The organism is Vreelandella halophila (genome assembly GCF_009856365.1).
Classification (GTDB): domain Bacteria; phylum Pseudomonadota; class Gammaproteobacteria; order Pseudomonadales; family Oleiphilaceae; genus Halospina; species Halospina utahensis_B.
The window spans coordinates 141,640-158,992 of the sequence record NZ_WMEX01000008.1; the positions used below are offsets into that span (position 1 = coordinate 141,640).

At 57.2% G+C, this 17,353-nt stretch carries 15 protein-coding genes and 2 pseudogenes; 7 read left to right on the forward strand and 10 right to left on the reverse strand.

Going from position 1 to position 17,353, the window contains the following annotated elements:
• Positions 1-40: 40 nt before the first annotated feature.
• The 10 genes and pseudogenes from GLW01_RS13950 to GLW01_RS13990 form a co-directional block, all read right to left on the reverse strand.
• Complete coding sequence (locus GLW01_RS13950; RefSeq protein WP_202405745.1) at positions 41-1,618, reverse strand: methyl-accepting chemotaxis protein; 1,578 nt, start codon at positions 1,616-1,618, stop codon at positions 41-43.
• 99 nt (positions 1,619-1,717) lie between these two features.
• A complete protein-coding gene (locus GLW01_RS13955) occupies positions 1,718-4,342 on the reverse strand; it encodes a sensor domain-containing phosphodiesterase (protein WP_160899435.1) in 2,625 nt (874 codons plus the stop codon).
• A gap of 92 nt (positions 4,343-4,434) precedes the next feature.
• Positions 4,435-4,722, reverse strand: a pseudogene (locus tag GLW01_RS15865) (diguanylate cyclase domain-containing protein); the annotation flags it as partial.
• Positions 4,723-4,740: 18 nt separating this feature from the next.
• On the reverse strand, positions 4,741-6,318 hold the full coding sequence (locus GLW01_RS13965) for a methyl-accepting chemotaxis protein (RefSeq protein WP_160899436.1): 1,578 nt from the start codon (positions 6,316-6,318) through the stop codon (positions 4,741-4,743).
• Positions 6,319-6,523: 205 nt separating this feature from the next.
• The gene (locus GLW01_RS15870; RefSeq protein WP_353653837.1) at positions 6,524-7,042 is read right to left on the reverse strand and encodes a GGDEF domain-containing protein; all 519 of its coding nucleotides are present in this window, start codon (positions 7,040-7,042) and stop codon (positions 6,524-6,526) included.
• A pseudogene (locus GLW01_RS15875) lies at positions 7,022-7,351 on the reverse strand (PAS domain-containing protein); the annotation flags it as partial. The pseudogene GLW01_RS15875 and the gene GLW01_RS15870, both read right to left, overlap by 21 nt.
• Positions 7,281-7,748 (reverse strand): PAS domain S-box protein, encoded by a 468-nt coding sequence (locus GLW01_RS15880; protein WP_353653838.1) that lies wholly within the window; start codon positions 7,746-7,748, stop codon positions 7,281-7,283. The gene GLW01_RS15880 and the pseudogene GLW01_RS15875, both read right to left, overlap by 71 nt.
• 563 nt (positions 7,749-8,311) lie before the next feature.
• A complete protein-coding gene (locus GLW01_RS15885) occupies positions 8,312-8,416 on the reverse strand; it encodes a PEP-CTERM sorting domain-containing protein (protein WP_160899439.1) in 105 nt (34 codons plus the stop codon).
• A 557-nt stretch (positions 8,417-8,973) separates the two neighbouring features.
• Complete coding sequence (locus tag GLW01_RS13985) at positions 8,974-9,378, reverse strand: FxLYD domain-containing protein (RefSeq protein WP_160899440.1); 405 nt, start codon at positions 9,376-9,378, stop codon at positions 8,974-8,976.
• Between the two features lie 579 nt (positions 9,379-9,957).
• Positions 9,958-11,358 (reverse strand): PLP-dependent aminotransferase family protein, encoded by a 1,401-nt coding sequence (locus GLW01_RS13990; protein WP_160899441.1) that lies wholly within the window; start codon positions 11,356-11,358, stop codon positions 9,958-9,960.
• 273 nt (positions 11,359-11,631) lie between these two features.
• Between GLW01_RS13990 and GLW01_RS13995 the strand changes: the two genes are divergently transcribed.
• Genes GLW01_RS13995 through GLW01_RS14025 form a run of 7 tightly spaced genes read left to right on the forward strand, consistent with a single transcriptional unit; the run spans position 11,632 to position 17,333 of the window.
• Positions 11,632-12,114: an MSMEG_0572/Sll0783 family nitrogen starvation response protein gene (locus tag GLW01_RS13995; RefSeq protein WP_077531005.1), complete on the forward strand. Its 483-nt coding sequence runs from the start codon at positions 11,632-11,634 to the stop codon at positions 12,112-12,114.
• 18 nt (positions 12,115-12,132) lie between these two features.
• Positions 12,133-13,170 carry a Nit6803 family nitrilase gene (locus tag GLW01_RS14000; protein WP_160899442.1) on the forward strand — a complete coding sequence of 346 codons (1,038 nt, stop codon included), beginning with the start codon at positions 12,133-12,135 and terminating at the stop codon, positions 13,168-13,170.
• A complete protein-coding gene (locus GLW01_RS14005; protein ID WP_202405746.1) occupies positions 13,109-14,209 on the forward strand; it encodes an MSMEG_0568 family radical SAM protein in 1,101 nt (366 codons plus the stop codon). Before GLW01_RS14000 ends, GLW01_RS14005 begins: the two co-directional genes overlap by 62 nt.
• On the forward strand, positions 14,199-14,753 hold the full coding sequence (locus GLW01_RS14010) for an MSMEG_0567/Sll0786 family nitrogen starvation N-acetyltransferase (RefSeq protein ID WP_160899443.1): 555 nt from the start codon (positions 14,199-14,201) through the stop codon (positions 14,751-14,753). The genes GLW01_RS14005 and GLW01_RS14010 overlap by 11 nt, the downstream gene beginning before the upstream one ends.
• Positions 14,753-15,733 carry a sll0787 family AIR synthase-like protein gene (locus GLW01_RS14015; RefSeq protein WP_160899444.1) on the forward strand — a complete coding sequence of 327 codons (981 nt, stop codon included), beginning with the start codon at positions 14,753-14,755 and terminating at the stop codon, positions 15,731-15,733. Before GLW01_RS14010 ends, GLW01_RS14015 begins: the two co-directional genes overlap by 1 nt.
• Positions 15,734-15,735: 2 nt before the next feature.
• Positions 15,736-16,023, forward strand: a complete 288-nt coding sequence (locus GLW01_RS14020) for an MSMEG_0570 family nitrogen starvation response protein (RefSeq protein WP_160899445.1) — start codon at positions 15,736-15,738, stop codon at positions 16,021-16,023.
• Entirely contained in the window at positions 16,020-17,333 is a 1,314-nt protein-coding gene (locus tag GLW01_RS14025; RefSeq protein ID WP_160899446.1) for an MSMEG_0569 family flavin-dependent oxidoreductase, read from the forward strand. The genes GLW01_RS14020 and GLW01_RS14025 overlap by 4 nt, the downstream gene beginning before the upstream one ends.
• The last annotated feature ends 20 nt before the right edge of the window (positions 17,334-17,353 follow it).

Here is a 17,353-nt window from a genome sequence, read left to right on the forward strand (position 1 = left end):
ACGGGTTAACTCCATCAAGCTTCTCCACCGTTCTGTTTAATCAGACACTGAATCGTGCAACCTGTGTATTAAGGTCTTCGGCAAGTTGAGCCAGCTCTTCGCTGGACGAGGAAACCTGCTCGGCGGAGGTGGCAGACTGATCACCCACATCGCGGATCAGCGTGACGTTCTGGTTGATCTCTTCTGCTACGGACCTCTGCTGTTCAGTGGCCGTAGCAATCTGGCTGTTGTGCTTGCGGATTTCCTCGACCGACTGCGCCATTTCCTGAATAACACTGCCGGCCTCTTTAGCCCTTTCAAGCGTACGTTCCGAAAGATCTTTTCCAGACTGCATACTGGCAACCGATGTTTGCGCGCTGGTGATGAGGTTGTCGATCAGGGTTTCAATCTCGGCTGCGGAGCTCTGAGTGCGCTGGGCCAAGGACCGTACTTCGTCCGCCACCACCGAGAAGCCACGCCCGTGTTCGCCGGCACGGGCGGCTTCTATGGCGGCGTTTAGTGCAAGCAGGTTGGTCTGGTCGGCAACCGATTTGATCACTTCCAGCACCGTGCCAATGTTGTCGGTCTGTGCCTTCAGGCCGTTAAGCTGCTCCATTACATTGTCGCTTTGCGTGTTCAGGTCCGCGACAAAGTCCAGGGTCTCTGTGACAGCTGTTTCGCCGTTGCTGGATTTTTCGCTTGCCTGATTCGCTGCGTCAAAAGCCGCTTCAGCACTTTTCGCGACGTCGTTGACCGTTGCCACCATCTCATTCATGGCGGTGGCAACTTGATCCGTCTGAGATTGCTGCTCCGTTACGCCTTTACTGGTCTGGTCGGTCACCGTGGAGAGCTCTTCAGACGATGAGGCGATACTGGATACTCCGGATTCGATTTGGCTAATCAGCTCTCTAAGGCTGGTGATCATGGTGTCAAAGGCCGCAAGCAACTGGCCGAACTCATCGCCCCGCTCACTCCGCCCGTTCACAGTCAGGTCGCCCGAGGCAACCTTATTCGCAATGCCAACCACTTCGCGGATTGGACGGGTAATTGATCGGGTCAGTAGCCATCCAAAGACGATGGCAGTGAAAAAAGCGACCACCGTCACGACAATGATTTCGGCAACCGCAAGGTCATACATTTCCTGCAACTTTTCCTGTTCAGCGTATTTAAGGTCCTCCATCCGATCGATGGTATCGGTTGCAGCAGCGTACATCTCCTCTTCAATGGAGCTGACGGTTTCCGGCTCCCCAGAAATGTTGGCTTCATACCTTTGCAGAAGCTCCTCGTACGATCTGGCCCCTTCAAGAATTCGTTCGCCCTTTTGGCGGACTTCGCTACCTTCCTGATTCAGCTCGATCAGGGAGTTCAGCGCACCTTTAGCTTCATCAACGAACTCATAGGCGCGCTGAATGTATTTTGAGTCTTGAGTAATCCTGAAGTTTCTTTCGTCTCTTTCAGCTTCCAGAAGTGCAATTTCAGCAGCGTTGGCATGTTTTAAGTTCGCTACGTTGTGGCTATAGCCATTAAGCGAAAGATAACTAACGGTCGATATGACGGTGAGCAGTAGAAGAAGCATGACGAAACCGCCAGCGAGTTTTTTCCCAACAGCGAGATCCCTAAAGAAGTTTTTCAAAATCATACAACACTCTTCTGATACGGCAGAAAATTAATTAGTGAACTCTGGTAGTAAAGACTCATTTATTTATATTTTTTATTGAAGACTTTTAAAAGAGTTTGCTCATGGCTTCACAGACTGATTCAGGCCAGCTATGGTATCTGTGATTTTTTCAGCAGAGATAGGTCTTGCAAACAGAAATCCTTGGTAACGGTGGCAGCCGATGTCTGCCAGTGCTCTTGCCTGCGGCCATGTCTCAACACCCTCAGCGATAACTTCCAGATTCATGGTCTGCGCCAGCGCGACAATCATTTTGGCAATCTCAAGATCGCTCTCGTCATTCAATATATCTTGGACAAAACTTTTATCGATCTTAAGCTGATTGAATGGAAGCCGCTTCAGGTATGCAAGTGAGGAGTAGCCAGTACCAAAATCGTCCAGAGAAAACCTTATGCCATACTCACGCAATTCATCCATTTTGCTGGCGACGTCATTTATATCCTGAACAACCAGCGATTCCGTCAACTCTAGCTCTAGCTTTTCGGCCGGTGCGCCGGTTCGTTCGACAGTTTTAATTACCTGATTCGCGAAGTCTTTTTGATGAAACTGTTTTGCGCTGATGTTGATCGCCACGATTAAGTGAGCTTTCGATTTGTCAAAAGACCACGCAGCGAGTTGTTGACAGGCAGTATCGACAACCCATTCACCAAGCTCCAAGATCAAACCAGATTCTTCACAAACAGGAATAAAATCTGCGGGTGAAATCCAGCCTTCATCGGGATGCTGCCAACGTATTAGCGCTTCAACACTGGTCACCCTGCTCGGATTTAAAATCTGAGGCTGATAATGCAGTTCAAACTGGTTCTGCACCATGGCATATCGAATCTGACTCTCACGCTGGAGCTTTTTTTCTGCAGCTTTCTGCATTGAAGGATCAAACAGACAGGCAGTGTTTTTCCCCGTATTCTTTGCCTGGTTAAGAGCAATGTCTGCCTGTTTAAGCAAGTCCTCCAGTGTGTCTTCACGACCATGAAAGACTGTGATGCCGACGCTTAAGCTGCCAATGTACTCGTGGCTTGCCAGTTTCGCAGGTGCTGTTACCGTCTGACGGATATCGTTCGCTACCTGATGTGCTTGGTTGACTGCTACCTGATGTTCGAAGTCAAGCGCTGTCAAAAAAATTACGAACTCGTCGCCTCCGATGCGGGCAACCGTGTCGTCGCTCGTGACATTGTTTTCAAGTTGGTGGGCCAACTGCAGAAGATACTGATCTCCCACGGAGTGTCCCAGTGAGTCATTCAGATTCTTAAAATTATCCAAGTCAAGAAAGAGAATCGCCTGCCTAGACTGGTGACGGGTACTGGCAATAAGTTGCTGTTGCATTCGTTCCAGAAGCAGTCGTCGGTTTGGAAGGTTCGTCAGCGGGTCATAATAAGCCAGGTGATCGATTTTCTTTTCATTATCCTTACGCTCGGTGATATCACGCACAACACCAATGAAATACTGACTTTCATCTATTTTGATTTCCGAAACCTGAAGCTCGATCGGGAAAACCGTTCCGTCCTTGCTCATTGCTTCGAGCTCCCGGTTATGGCCCATTATGGAGGACTCACCCGTGAGCAGGTATCGCTCAATATAGCTGTCATGTCGGGACCGATAAGGTTCAGGCATTACCATATTGATCTTGCTACCCTTGAGCGTTTTGGCCGAATACCCAAATAGCTTTTCTGCCGAGCGGTTTACTGTCTGAATAGTCCCACTTGGGTCTATCGAGAAAATAGCGTCATCAATGTTATCCAGAATTGCCCGAGTCCAAACCATCTGGTCTATAACAGCCTGTTCTGACTGAATTTGATCAGTTACGTCGGCCATATACCCGTGCCAGAGGACTTTGTCCGGCAACTGCTCTGGGATTGAAATCACGCGGAAATAATGGAGTTCGTCTTCTGCGGTCCACGCTCTGAAGTGTTCACGAAACGGCGTGACGTTCTCCCTGGAGAGCCTGATACTATCGATTACTCCGTAATAATCCCGTTCATAAATGCGGTTCAGGAGGGGGTTTGCTGTCTTCGCCAGCCTCTCCGAAGGGAGACCGAATACGTCCTCCAACTGCTGGGAGACCAACGGCATTCGAGGTTCGTCAATTGAATCAACTTCATATTGAAAAACCATTCCTGGTACCAGCTTCATGAATTGATCAAGATCAGAATTAGTTTGGAGCTGCACACCAGAGGTCTTTATGCGATTCAGGGTGGAGCCTACAGTCTCTGCTAGTGCGATGAGTTTTTCGCGGGTTTCAATCGACGCGGTTAAAAGACCATGAACTTTGTCAAAACCAATTAAACCCAGAAGCTGTGCGTCTTGCCATAGAGGCAAGAAGATCAGTGACTGAATCTGCAGCGCATCAAGATCCTGTTTTTCAGTTCTGGCTTCTTGCGGCAGCCCTTGGGGGTCATCAATAATAACGCAGGATTGCAGGCGAAGCTGTTTCATAAGCCACGGGTAGCGACTGAGTGGAGTTTTTCTGTTCCTGCCCCTGGCGAATTGGCTACTCTGCCGAATCCACTCCAATACTTTTTCTAGGGAGCTACCATCCTCCGAGAGCGTTAACATGTATGCTCTGTCAGCTCCGAGGTGCTCACCGATCCTTGTCAGGACATCCAGCATGGCTGTATCGAATTGCTTTGGCTCAGCAGCCCTCAAGGTCGATGACAGTGCACTGATTACATCCTGGAATTCACCTTTCATGCCCTGTTGCTCGCTCGATATACATTAGCATGAGCGAATACGATAGATCTGGCCGGCGAGATCACAGGGGATGGAGTAAGCTTGCGAGGATTTTAGAACTGCGTATTCGATATGAACCTTGCCGTCCATCTCATGCGCCTTATCATGCGCGCTCGTTCTTCTTTGCACGATTGACCCTGACCCCGTATTAGGTCCACCCAGAGTTGGAAAAGACCTTTCAGAAAGACATCACCTGCCTGGTGACCATGAGAGTCATTGATCGCCTTAAAACCATCCAGATCGAGCCACGCAAGCCAGTGAGGGCAATGTGTCTCAGTGCAGTTGTTGGTTAACGTATCCTGCAGAACTTCTTCAAAGGTCTCCCGGTTGTAAAGTCCAGTTAGGCTATCGAGTGGTGCTCATGATCTGAGCCTGAACTGCTGTACCACGCCTCTGAGACGCTCAACCATGTCAACGAGGTTATCGCTGTTGTGGCGTGTCTTGCCTGATATCGCCTCGCTGGTCTCGGCGCTGCCATGGATCTGATTGATCCGCTGAGTCATATCAGCGGCAGTGCTGGATTGCTGCTCAGCAGCGGCCGCAATCTGGTCCGCCATGCTGCGAATGGTCTCAATGCTTGATTCTATATTCTGTATACGCTCACTGGACTCCTGGGCCTGGGATTGCACCGAAACCGCAAATTGGTGGCTGCTTTCCATTGTGGCAACGGTTTCATCCGAGCTCGCGTCCAAGGCTTCGATCGTGTCGCGAATCTCTTTTGTTGACTCACTGACTCGATGCGCGAGCTTGCGCACCTCATCCGCTACTACCGCAAATCCTCGGCCACTTTCCCCAGCTCTGGCCGCCTCGATCGCCGCATTCAGCGCCAGTAGATTGGTCTGCTCCGCAATCCCATTGATGACCTGAACAACCGAGTTGATGGAGTGGACCTGATCGCGTAGCTGCTGAACAGCCTCATTAGCCTCAGAAACGTTGGTACCGAGGGATTCCATGGCCTGATTTGTCTGAAGAATGGTCTCCCGGCCAGAGTCGGCCTGATGCGCTACATCCGCTGCCAGCTCAGAGGCCTTAGACGTGTTGCTGGAAACCTCCTCTACGGTTGAGCTCATCTCCTCCATGGCTGCAGCCACCTGCTGGATCTCGCTTTCCTGTTGATCCGCAGCCTCATGGCCAGATTCAGCCGCCTCGCGTGCGTCCGTCGCAGCCTGCGTCAGTTCCGAGGTAAGATCCTCAACCCGTCCGCGTAGGGCCGCCAACTGCGAACGTTGCATCGCCAAAGCGAGCTCAGCCATGGCAAGAGTGTCGCGTCCGTCACCGTAGACGAGCGCACCCACCTCATTGTCAAAAACGGCCCGGCATTCACTATCCAGCCTTTTAAGACGACCCACCAACGGGTAACAGCAACCAATTGCTCCCAGAACAGTGCCAAGAACTACAGCGCTTAGCGCTACAGGGCTGCCACTTGCAGACAGGTAGCCACCTAAACCACCCCCAATAAGCAGAACCAGTCCTGCAGCAAAGAGCCGAGCTCCAAGCCCTAAACGCTGGCTGAGTGACGCCGCTGTCTTGCCCGCCTTAATTCGGTTATAGATCGTCCATGCACGATTACGATGAACGTCTTTAGGGCGGGTTCGCACCGATTGGAAGCCAATCTGCTCGCCTCCCTGATAGATCGGTGAGACGTAAGCATTGACCCAATAGTAGTCGCCGTTCTTACAGCGGTTCTTGACCAGGCCCATCCAGGGTTTTCCAGCTTGGAGGGTTGCCCAGAAATCAGCATATACCGCCTCGGGCATGTCAGGGTGGCGCACGATGTTGTGGGGTTGGCCCTGTAGCTCTTCAGCACTGAACCCGGAGACTTTAATGAAGGTCTCATTAGCGTCCTGGATGACGCCTCTGAGATTGGTCGTACTGATAAGGCGCTCGTCTTCCTGGAAGGTTTCTTCGGTGTCAGTAATTGGCAAGTTCTGTCTCATGATGCCCTCGGCTCACCACCAATTCCTAGGCTTAACGCGCAACGGGAGCGCTATCGCATTAACGCTTAAGAATATTCTAATTTAGAATACGCTAGAGCGCACTTAAAAGGTTGCAAAAACAACTAGTGGTGATGAATGGCATGCCCCCGACACCAGGCACGGTTACACACCATCACAATCCGGGGTAAGCAGGGTCCGCCTTCGGCTACGCCATACGAACCTGGTCGCGGCCCGCCGAGTTGGCTGCGTACAACGCATCGTCCCCGCGTCTGGTAAGGTCCTTGAGGGATTCCCCTGGCTCCAGCTCGGCCATGCCCAAGCTGATCGTAATGTGGCCGACGTCGGGAAACGCCTCATCAGCGACCTGCTTGCGTATCCCCTCGGCCAGCTCCCGTGCTTCGGTTGCCTGCGTAGCCGGCAGCAGCGCGATGAACTCCTCGCCGCCCCACCATGCGGGGGTGTCGGGCTCGCGCAGGCGTCTGGCCATGCTGGCAGCCAGCCCCTTCAGGATCTCGTCCCCGACGAGATGGCCGTAGGTATCGTTGATCGCCTTGAAATGATCGATATCCATCAGGATCAGACTCAAGGGGTGCCCGTATCGGGCGGCGCGGCCGATCTCCTTGTCAAGGACCTGATCGAAGAAGCCCCGGTTGTACAGGCCGGTTAGTCGGTCGTGCGTAGCCTGCTGCTCCAGCTCCCTCTCCAGGCGCTTCTGCTCGGAGATGTCCCGGAAAATGACCACGCCACCGAAGACAGAGCCCAAGTCCCGCCACAGCGGCGTGGCATAGGTTTCAACTTGGAAACGGCTACCGTCCCGGCGCCAAAACTCGTCCTGCCAGGCCTCCAGGGGGTCGCCGGTCTGCATGACCCGGTAGTTGGGGCAGGCCTCTTCAGGATAGGGCTGGCCGTCGGGGTCCGTGTGGTGCGTGAGCTGGTGGCTGTTCTGGCCGAGGAGTTCCTCCTCACGGTCGTAACCAAGCAGTTGCAAGGCGGCCGGATTGACGAAGGTGAACTCCCCCTCGGCGTTGATGCCGAAAACGCCTCCCCGAGGCTGTTGAGCAGCGTCTGGCTGAACTGCTCCGCCTCGGCGCGGGAAGTGATGTCCCGCTGCACCGAGAGGAAGTACTCCAGGCGCCCCTCCTCGTCCCATATGGGGCTGAATTCCACTCGACGAGATAGGGTGTGCCATCTTTGCGGTAGTTGAACGTGGATGCCTGGAAGGCCTCGCCTGCCGACAGCATGCGGCGCAGTCGCTGAAGAACTGAGGGGTCGGTCCTTGGCCCCTGGAGAATACGCGACGTAGCCCCGATGAGCTCTTCGGGGGTGTAACCGGTCATGATGCAGAAGGCCCGGTTCACGTAGACGATGGCAGGACCCGGCCGATCCAGACCCGCCGTCGTGATCATGACACAGTTGTAGGCCTGGTCCATGGCCTGGCGGTAAATGCCGAGACGCCCTAACAAGCTCACTGCCCTCCGCGGTCAGATGGATTCGGCCCCGGTACGGAATCTCTTCCATCAAACCAGCAAGCGCTGCTTGAAACACCGACCCTGATGGTATTGAAATCAGACCCCAATTTCATTCGGAGCGTTCAATGACGGCGCACCGAAAAACAATGATCGGCCAATCCGCCTGCGCGTTCAGATACCGCCTTACCCGGTCGGATTTCCCGTTCCGGCCACCTGCACCGTTCACTCCGAACACAGGGCCTGAGCCTCCGTTATTGTTCGGTTGTCCCCGCCGGGCAGCCTGAACGGTGGACCGACGGCCTCCACCGTTCAGGACACGGCCAAGACTGGAGTTAACCCGTTTCAGTGGACAGGTTCCGATTTGAGTTCAAAGGATCGGATGTCCACCAAAGCGGGTCAACTCCACTTCTCACCTTTTTAGAAGGCATGAAGTAATAAGGCTGCGCCGGTACTTGCTCGCCTGAGCGCGACGCCTCACTGAGAGGCATGGCGGTGTATTTACCGCGGCAAGCTATTAGGAAGGATCAGGTCTTGAGCCGGCTCCTGGCACCAATACCAAGGAGCCCGGCGCCAAGTAGTGCGAGGATTCCAGGCTCTGGAACCTGGTTAATCGATTTCCCTTTCAGCATGGCCGTTACCGTGTAGTCCGTGCCGTGTTTCCAATCCAGGATGTCATTGAACGCCAGGCTGAAGTCAGACTGGAAACGAGTTGCACTTTCAGAAATGAAAAAGGGGTCTCCGGAAAACCGAAAACCCCTTTAGAATCAGGTGGTAGGACCGGGCGGATTCGAACCGCCGACCTCTGCCATGTCAAGGCGGTGACCCAAGCGGCATAAGTCATTGCCCATGAAGCTTTTGAGGGGCAGCAGTAGACCGCAGCGAACGCACCTCACGCGGCACGCGCAATCAAGGACTTATATACTGTATTTTACCACTCATTTTCAGACCTCAGGGCCCAGAAGTCAGTAACCGTTGGGCGTTGGTTATACTTCATCCTCCAACCTGCGCAACAGATACCGCAGCCTTACAGTTAGAATGTCCATCTGCTCTTTCACACTGTAAATACCGACCCTATACATTCTTCTCCGCCGGATATTGCCGCCGCTCACCCTGAGCGAACGCCAGGGCGGGCAGGATCAACAGAACGCGTCTAATGGTGGCCTCTTAGTGGCAAAAGCGAAAAGCGTCAGAACCCGCTTACACCCGTGACCTTATATTTTGAGAAGTCACTGGTCGGCATGGCCTCAAAGCGCCATTTACCACCGGCCTCAAGATTATTGGTATTCGCCATTGTGCTTCCGGTCTGCACCCCTTCAGCGTCGTAAAGGTTGATCTCAACCTGCACATAGCCGACTTCATGACCGCTGTTATTCTCTAGGATGCCGGTTATCCGCTCGTTTCCGAACTCACCCCTTTCCACACCGAGATCCGAAATCTCATAGTCTGGCCCATCGTCGGAACCGCTAGACGTGCTTTCACTCGACCCCGAGTCTGTCGAAAAGTTAGGCCCTGAATCTGGATCGCCCGCAACAAGCCCAATTACGATCAGTACAACGAAGATTCCGCCGATCCACTGCAACACCTTTTTCATCGAAACCGTCCCTCTTTCTGCTTTAACAACAGCGCCCGCTGATTACACGCGCTTCATGATGAGCATGGTTAGGCAGTAATGGGGAGTCAAATCCGCATAGAACTACGAAGAGAGTGCCAGCCCCTACTGGCAGCGCCACCACTGAGCAGGTGGCGCGACCGCTGGGCATCCTTTGCAAGCGGCCAAAGCCCGGGGGGCACCTACAGGGACAGGTAAAATGCCCTACCTGTCCCCAATGCTCAGACACAGAACAGCCCGCCCCTCAAGGTTGGCCCAACTTATTGATTTAGCTCGTCGGGACGACAGGATTTGAACCTGTACGGCGTGGGTTTCAGGGTGTTCCATAGTATATAAATCAGCAACTTAAAAAAGGCACACCCGGTTTCTCAGGCTGCATCACTCACCGCGTGTGCTGATTCCTGTGCTGGACTCTAGCTATCTCAATCGGTAACGATGGCCACAGAAGCGACGGACCATAAAGTTACCCAAGGAGAACTATTAGCCTACACGGAACACATAGGTGCACTTAACATGCACAGAACGCTCTGAATCATGACCAGGGATAAGAACCATCTAAGATTATTCAGCGCTGGCAACGACTCCCGGTAAGTACTCAATCGCGTCATGAATGATCTCCAGATGACGATGACACTCGGTGCGACTGCTTGCGCCCCCAAGGCAGATCCGCACCGCTTCAGGAGCAGGGCCCCGCATCGTAAAGGTATCGGAAACCACTGCAGGGACACCGCAGGAGCGAAGGCGATTGCCCAACTCAACCCGGGTCCAGGGCGCTGGCACCGTAAGCCAGAGGTGAAACCCGTCGGGTTGCGCGCGGTAATCCATACCCTCCAGAACCTCCCTGGCCAGTAGTTGGCGCGCCCGGGACTCCTCTCTGATGGCCCGGGTCATCGCTCGCACCGTCCCGTCCTCGATCCAGCGCGTAGCGAGCCGGATCATGGCCGGGTTCCCCATCACCGCCAGTCCCGAGAGGGTGGAGTTGAGACGTGCTGTATAGCGGACGTTGGGAAGGACGAGGAAACCGATTCGAAGCCCCGGCCCCAGGACTTTGGCAAGGCCTGCTACGTAAAACGTCAGATGCGGTGCCATGGTAGCAATGGGCGCCGGGCGTTGTTCCGGGAGGCAACCATATGGGTCATCCTCGATGATCGGGATGCCATAGCGTTGGGCAACCTCAGCAATCGCACGCCGCCGCTCCAGCGGCATGGTAACCGTAGTAGGATTATTGAGGGTGGGATTGATGTAGAGCGCCTTGGGGGGATCTGAGGCGCAGAGCGCGGCAAACGCCTCCGGGTCCATGCCTTGGGTGTCTGTCGACAGCCCCACCAGGCGCACCCCGAGATGCGCCGCAATGCCTTTGATGCCGGGATAGGTAACCGCCTCGCAGGCGATGCTGTCGCCGGATCGGGCCAGTGCGGCGAAAAGCCCCAACAGCGCACCGTGAGCGCCCGGACAGATCAGCACATTGGCCGGGTCCACGCCTGTGAGTCGGTTGGACAGCCAGCTCGCCGCCGCCTCGCGATCCACCATGGTTCCACCGAACTCCTGGTAACGGAGCAAACCGTAAAGATCCTCTTCCTCTACCAGGCTGGCGAACCCTGAACGCAACCGGTTCATCAGATCGGGATCATGGGGTTCTGGGGGCATGTTCATGGACATATCAATGACACCGATGGGGCTGCTGCGCTTAACCGGCGTGGAAGCCACCTCCCCCCTGACGTAACTGCCACTCCCAGGCCTCCCCCGGATCAGGCCACGGTCTGCGGCTTCCGCGTAGCCTCGTGCCGCCGTGGTGAAGTTGATTCCGAGGGCCCTCGCCACTGTCCTCAGGGCGGGCAGTTTCTGCTCCGATCGCAAATGGCCGCTTTGTATATCCTCATCGATCGCATCAGCGATCGCATGATAGGTGGGCCGTTCACTGCGGTGGATCCGGTTAGCCCATCGGTTGAGATCATTGCTCATCCCTGTGCTCCACTCTGGTTCAACGCTGACACCTCCTGCTTCCAAGGGGTGCATCCAACCCGCGCCCGTTTAGGGCAGGACACTGGCGGGGGGTATCTGCACACAATTCTTTGTTTCCGGTGCAGCCTATACTTACGGCAATTGATGGGTCAATGATCGGATATCGATCGCAATGATTGGCACGGAGCTTGAATTACTCCCGATGAAGGCGGCCGGCGCTATGCCAGGCCGGCCTTCCTCTTACAGCCATGACCGCTACCAGGAGTATCCATCATGCCCGAAGTCAGTGCTCCCAATTATCAGAAGGGTGATTTCTACGTCGACTACGAGGAAAAGGTCTTCGAGGACGTCCAGGCCGAACCCGGCGAGAAAGCCCTGGTCACCTTTCATACGGTGGCTTTTGAAGGCTCCATTGGCCTCGTGAACCTGCTGCAGGCCAAGCGCCTCCAGCGCAAGGGCTTCGAGACCAGCATCCTGCTCTACGGCCCCGGCGTCACCCTGGGCGTACAGCGCGGCTTTCCCACCATCGGTGACGAGGCTTTTCCCGGGCACCAGAACTACGAGGAACAGCTCAAGTCCTTCATGTCCGAAGGGGGCAAGGTCTATGCCTGCCGGTTTGCGCTGCAGGCCCTCTACGGCCACGGGGAACCGGCACTGGTCGAGGGCATCCGTCCCATCAACCCCCTGGATGTGCTCGATCTCCAGCTGATTCACCGTAACGAAAACGCTTACGTCGTCCACACCTGGACCATGTAGGCGCAAAGGAGCAAGACGATGGCCGAACCGCAGACCGTGCGCGTTGCCGCCGTCCAGCTGCAACCGGTGCTCGATTCACCGGACGGGACAGTGGAACGCGTGCTCGGAGAGATTGCCGAAGCCGCCAGAGATGGGGTGGAACTGATCGTGTTTCCCGAAACAGCGGTCCCATACTACCCCTACTGGTCCTTCGTGATGCCTCCCATGGCCATGGGACCAGCGCACCTGGCCCTCTATGAGCACGCACCCACGGTCCCCGGCCCGGTCACCGATGCGGTGGCCGGCGCTGCCCGCAAAAACGGCATCGTAGTCGTTCTGGGTGTCAATGAGCGCGACCACGGCACCCTCTACAACTGCCAGCTTGTGTTTGATGCCGATGGGCGTATCGCACTCAAGCGCCGCAAGATCACCCCGACCTACCACGAACGCATGGTCTGGGGTCAGGGTGATGGCAGCGGGCTTCACGCAGTGGACACAACCGTCGGGCGTGTTGGGGCATTGGCCTGCTGGGAACACTACAATCCGCTCGCCCGCTATGCCCTGATGTCGGATCACGAGCAGATCCACTGTAGCCAATTCCCGGGGTCGCTCGTCGGCCCCATCTTTGCCGAACAACAGGAAGTGACCCTGCGTCACCACGCCCTTGAAAGCGGATGCTTCGTAGTTAATGCCACAGCCTGGCTGGACGCGGACCAGATCGCCAGCGTCACCGAGGACGCCAAACTCCAGAAAGGCATTTCCGGTGGCTGTTACACCGCCATCATCCAGCCCGACGGCTCTCATGCCACCGAGCCACTGCGCGACGGACCCGGGCGGGTAACGGCCACGATCAACCTGGACCTGATCACCAAGCGCAAGCGCATGATGGACTCCGTTGGCCACTACGCACGCCCCGAGCTGCTGCAGCTCTGGATGAATGACTGCTGCCAGGACACCGTGACCCGTGGAGTAACCGGGGCGTCACACCACCATCCGATTCCGGAGGAAACACGCCATGAGCAATCCGAACCAGAAGCTCCTGACGGAACTACAGTCACAGGGCCTGCGCCTGGTTGAAACGGAGACCGGGGCGCCCAGCCGCCGTGGTGGTGCCGGCCCATCGGACCACAAGGCGGTAACGGTGGACGGCCAGACCGTAATGGTTCCCATACACACGGAGCTGGCCCGGGAATCCCCCTTCGCCACGGACAGGGACGGCAACCTGACCCGTGACGGCGAGTCGATCCAGACCATCGAGTTTGCCCACGAACCGCTTTTCTACCAGCGGCAGACTGAGGATGGTATTCCCTACTGGAAGATCGCCCAGCTTCACGGCAGTGATGTCCTGGCCACGACGGTTCTCCAGACCTGTGTACGTTACAACCAGCGCAGCACCTCCTGTCAGTTCTGCGCCATTGGCCAGTCCCTCGAAGAGGGCCGCACTATCAAGCGCAAGTCCCCGGAGCAGCTGGCGGAAGTGGCCCGGGCTGCGGTGGATCTGGACGGCGTCCAACACATGGTGATGACCACGGGCACGCCAAACTTCACCGACAGGGGCGCCAGTGTTCTGTGCGAGAGCGTCTTTGCGGTGCGTTCCGCCGTGGACATTCCCATCCAGGCCCAGTGTGAGCCCCCGGATGACCCCGTCTGGTTCCGGCGCCTGAAGGCCGCCGGCGTCGACTCGCTGGGCATGCACCTTGAGGCGGTAACGCCAGAGGTCCGCGAACGCATCATGCCGGGCAAGGCCCAGGTCACCCCCGAGCAGTACCTCGAGGCGTTCCAGGAGGCCGTGGCTGTGTTCGGACGCGGCCAGGTCAGCACCTACATCCTGGCGGGCCTGGGGGACAGCCGCGAGGCGATTCTCGAGATGAGTGAAAAGCTGATCGAACTCGGGGTCTATCCCTTTGTGGTGCCCTTCGTCCCGATAACGGGCACACCGCTTGAGGACCATCCGTCACCGGACCCGACCTTCATGCACGAGCTACTGCAGCCCCTAGGCCGGATGCTCTCCGAGGCTGGTCTCCATTCAAGCGAGATCAAGGCCGGCTGCGGCCGGTGTGGGGCCTGTTCATCCCTGTCCGCCTATGAAGAGGAGTCGATCAGCGATGTTACCTGATACCCCCGACAACACGGTAGTTCCCTTCCGCCCCGGCGCCTATACCGTCAGGCTGGCCAACCGGGGCTGGGAGCGGGATCATGCGCTGGCCCTGAGACGCCAGGTTTTCTGTGTCGAGCAGGGCCTGTTCAGCAAATCCGACAGGGATGAAGTCGACCGCCACGCCCAGCCAATCGTAGCCCTTTCCTGGTACTCCGGTATGGCGGACCAGGTCGTGGGGACGGTCAGAATCCACGAGGCCAGCCCCGGTCTCTGGTACGGCTCACGACTGGCTGTGGCCGAAGGCTACCGCCGCATGGCCTGCCTTGGCACCGAACTCATCCGGCTTGCGGTGGGTACAGCCCATGCGCGGGGCTGCACTCGCTTTCTGGCCCAGGTTCAGCAGCGCAATGTGCCTCTGTTCGAGTCCCTGCACTGGCAGGTACTTGAAACCATCGATGTACGCGGTCGGCCCCACGCCTTTATGGAAGCCGATCTGGCCCAGTACCCGCCCTGCGCGGAGAGCGAGCTGGGCATTGTCACCACCAGCCACCGGGTCGCCTGATGCTTGATGCGCTGGTTGAGGCCATCCATGCCAGCCCTGGCATCGCAGGTAAGGCCGACATCGCACCGGTGATGGAGCGGCTCGCCCCGCATGGTGCCGAATCCGGTGCTATCCGACTCGGTGATGACTGCGCGGCGATACCGGATGGCGACGGCTGGTTGCTGTTCGCGATGGAAGGCTTCCTGAACACCCTGGTTGCGGAAGAGCCCCATTTCGCTGGCTACTGCGGGGTTCTGGTCAACATCAGCGACATCGCTGCCATGGGCGGTCGCCCCACCGCCGTGGCCGACGCCGTCTGGAGCCGCGACCAGGAACACATGACGCCCATTATCGAGGGCATGATGGACGCATCCAGCGTCTACAACCTGCCCGTCGTAGGCGGCCACAGCAGCACGGCCAGCAACGGGGAACAGCTGGCAGTGGCCATCATCGGCCGGGCCCGCCAACTGCTGACCAGCTTTGATGCTGCCCCCGGCGACCAGTTGCTCGCCGCCATCGACCTTCGGGGCCACTACCACGAACCCTGGTCCAACTGGGATGCCAGCTCAGGCCAGGACCCGCAACGCCTGCGTCAGGATCTCGCCCTGCTGCCGGAGATCGCGGAAGCCGGCCTTTGCCGTGCGGCCAAGGACATCAGCATGGCCGGATTAATCGGTACCGCCCTCATGCTTTTCGAAAGCTCAGGCGTTGGCGCCACGCTCTACATCGACGATATCCCGATTCCGGAATCCACGGACCCCATACGCTGGCTCGTACACACTTTCCCCAGCTACGGCTTTCTTCTGGCCGTGTCTCCGGAACATGAGGAAGCTGTGATCAAACGCTTCGCCGAAAGGGACATTGTGTGTGCGCGCATCGGCACCTGCGATGACACCCGGACCGTGCGACTGCGCAGCAGCGAGGGTGAGCGTGAGATCTGGGACTTCCGTCAGACCTCTTTGACGGGGTGCCCAACCGTCACAACCGAAGAAGGAGCCTAACCATGCCTCAGGTCTGGTTTCACGTACGCTGGCCGGATGAGCGCGTGACCCGGTGTTACTCGCCGTCCACCGCGATCCGCGATTATCTGGCGCCGCAGACAGACTACCCTGTTGCCGATTTTCTGGAACGCAGCCGCCAGGCGCTGACACAGGCCGGCGAGCGCGTCCGACAGAAATACGGCTATGCCTGCAGCAGTGCAGCGGACCAGCTCGACATGCTGGAGCACACCGCACAACCCTTTCTCGAGCAGACGGATGCCATGATCCGTGTGGAGGAGTTTGAATCATGACTTGGCAGACGCCCTTTGCCCCCGTAAGTGACCAGATCCACTGGCCCGTAATCGTGATCGGCGGCGGCCAGGCCGGCCTTTCCGCCAGCTACTGGCTCCAGCAGCACAGCATCCGGCACCTGGTGCTGGAAAAACACTCGGTGGGCCACGCCTGGCGCAACAACCGCTGGGACTCTTTCTGCCTGGTAACGCCGAACTGGCAGTGCCGGCTCCCGGGCTTCCCCTATGACGGCAATGACCCGAACGGCTTCATGCCCCGCGATGCCATCGTTGATTACATCGAACGCTACGCCGCCTTCGTCAAACCGCCCCTGCTCCAGGGTGTGACGGTTGAGACCCTGCAACGGCACGACTCCGGAGGCTACGAGCTGGTAACCACCGAGGGAAGGTTTACCGCAAACCAGGTGGTCATGGCGGTCAACGGCTATCACGTCCCCAACTGGCCAAGGCTCAGCGAACGCCTGCCAACGTCCATTGAGCAGTTGCATTCATCCGACTACAAGTCCCCGGAAACGCTGCCCGCCGGGGAGATCCTGGTTATCGGCACGGGCCAGTCGGGGTGCCAGATCGCGGAGGACTTGCACCTGGCCGGACGCCGGGTTCACCTCTGTGTCGGCCGGGCACCCCGGGCGCCGCGCTGGTACCGGGGCCGTGATTCCGTGGACTGGCTGGAGGAAATGGGCACCTATGAGGTCACCGTGGACGAACACCCGGAACCGGCCTGGGATCTGCGCCACAAGGCCAACCACTACATGACCGGCCGTGACGGCGGGCGCGAGATCGACCTGCGTCGCTTCGCCCTGGAAGGGATGCAGCTCTATGGTCGGGTTGCCGACATCCGTAACGGAACCCACCTGATCTTCGGACAGGATCTGAAACAGAACCTGGACGGGGCGGACGACACCTACTGCCGGATCCGGGAGAGCATTGACCGCTACATCGAAAAGAACAATATACAGGCCCCCTCAGAGCCCGAATACCGCCCCATTTGGGAGCCAGAACGCGAACCCAGGGAACTGGACCTGGAAGCCACCAGCATCACCACTGTTATATGGGCAACCGGTTTTCACAGCGATTTCAGCTGGGTCCATCTCCCGGTTTTCGACGGCGCCGGGGAACCGGTGCACCAGCGTGGCATTACACCAACGCCGGGCGCCTACTTTCTTGGTCTCCCCTGGCTGCATACCTGGGGGTCAGGGCGTTTTGCCTCGGTTGGCGACGACGCACGCCATGTCGTGGAATTCATTGCCAACCGTACGGAGGCTACCACAGAGGTATCAGCTTCCGAGCAGGAGGCCATGCGGGCTTAATCACCCGAGACACCAGCAAC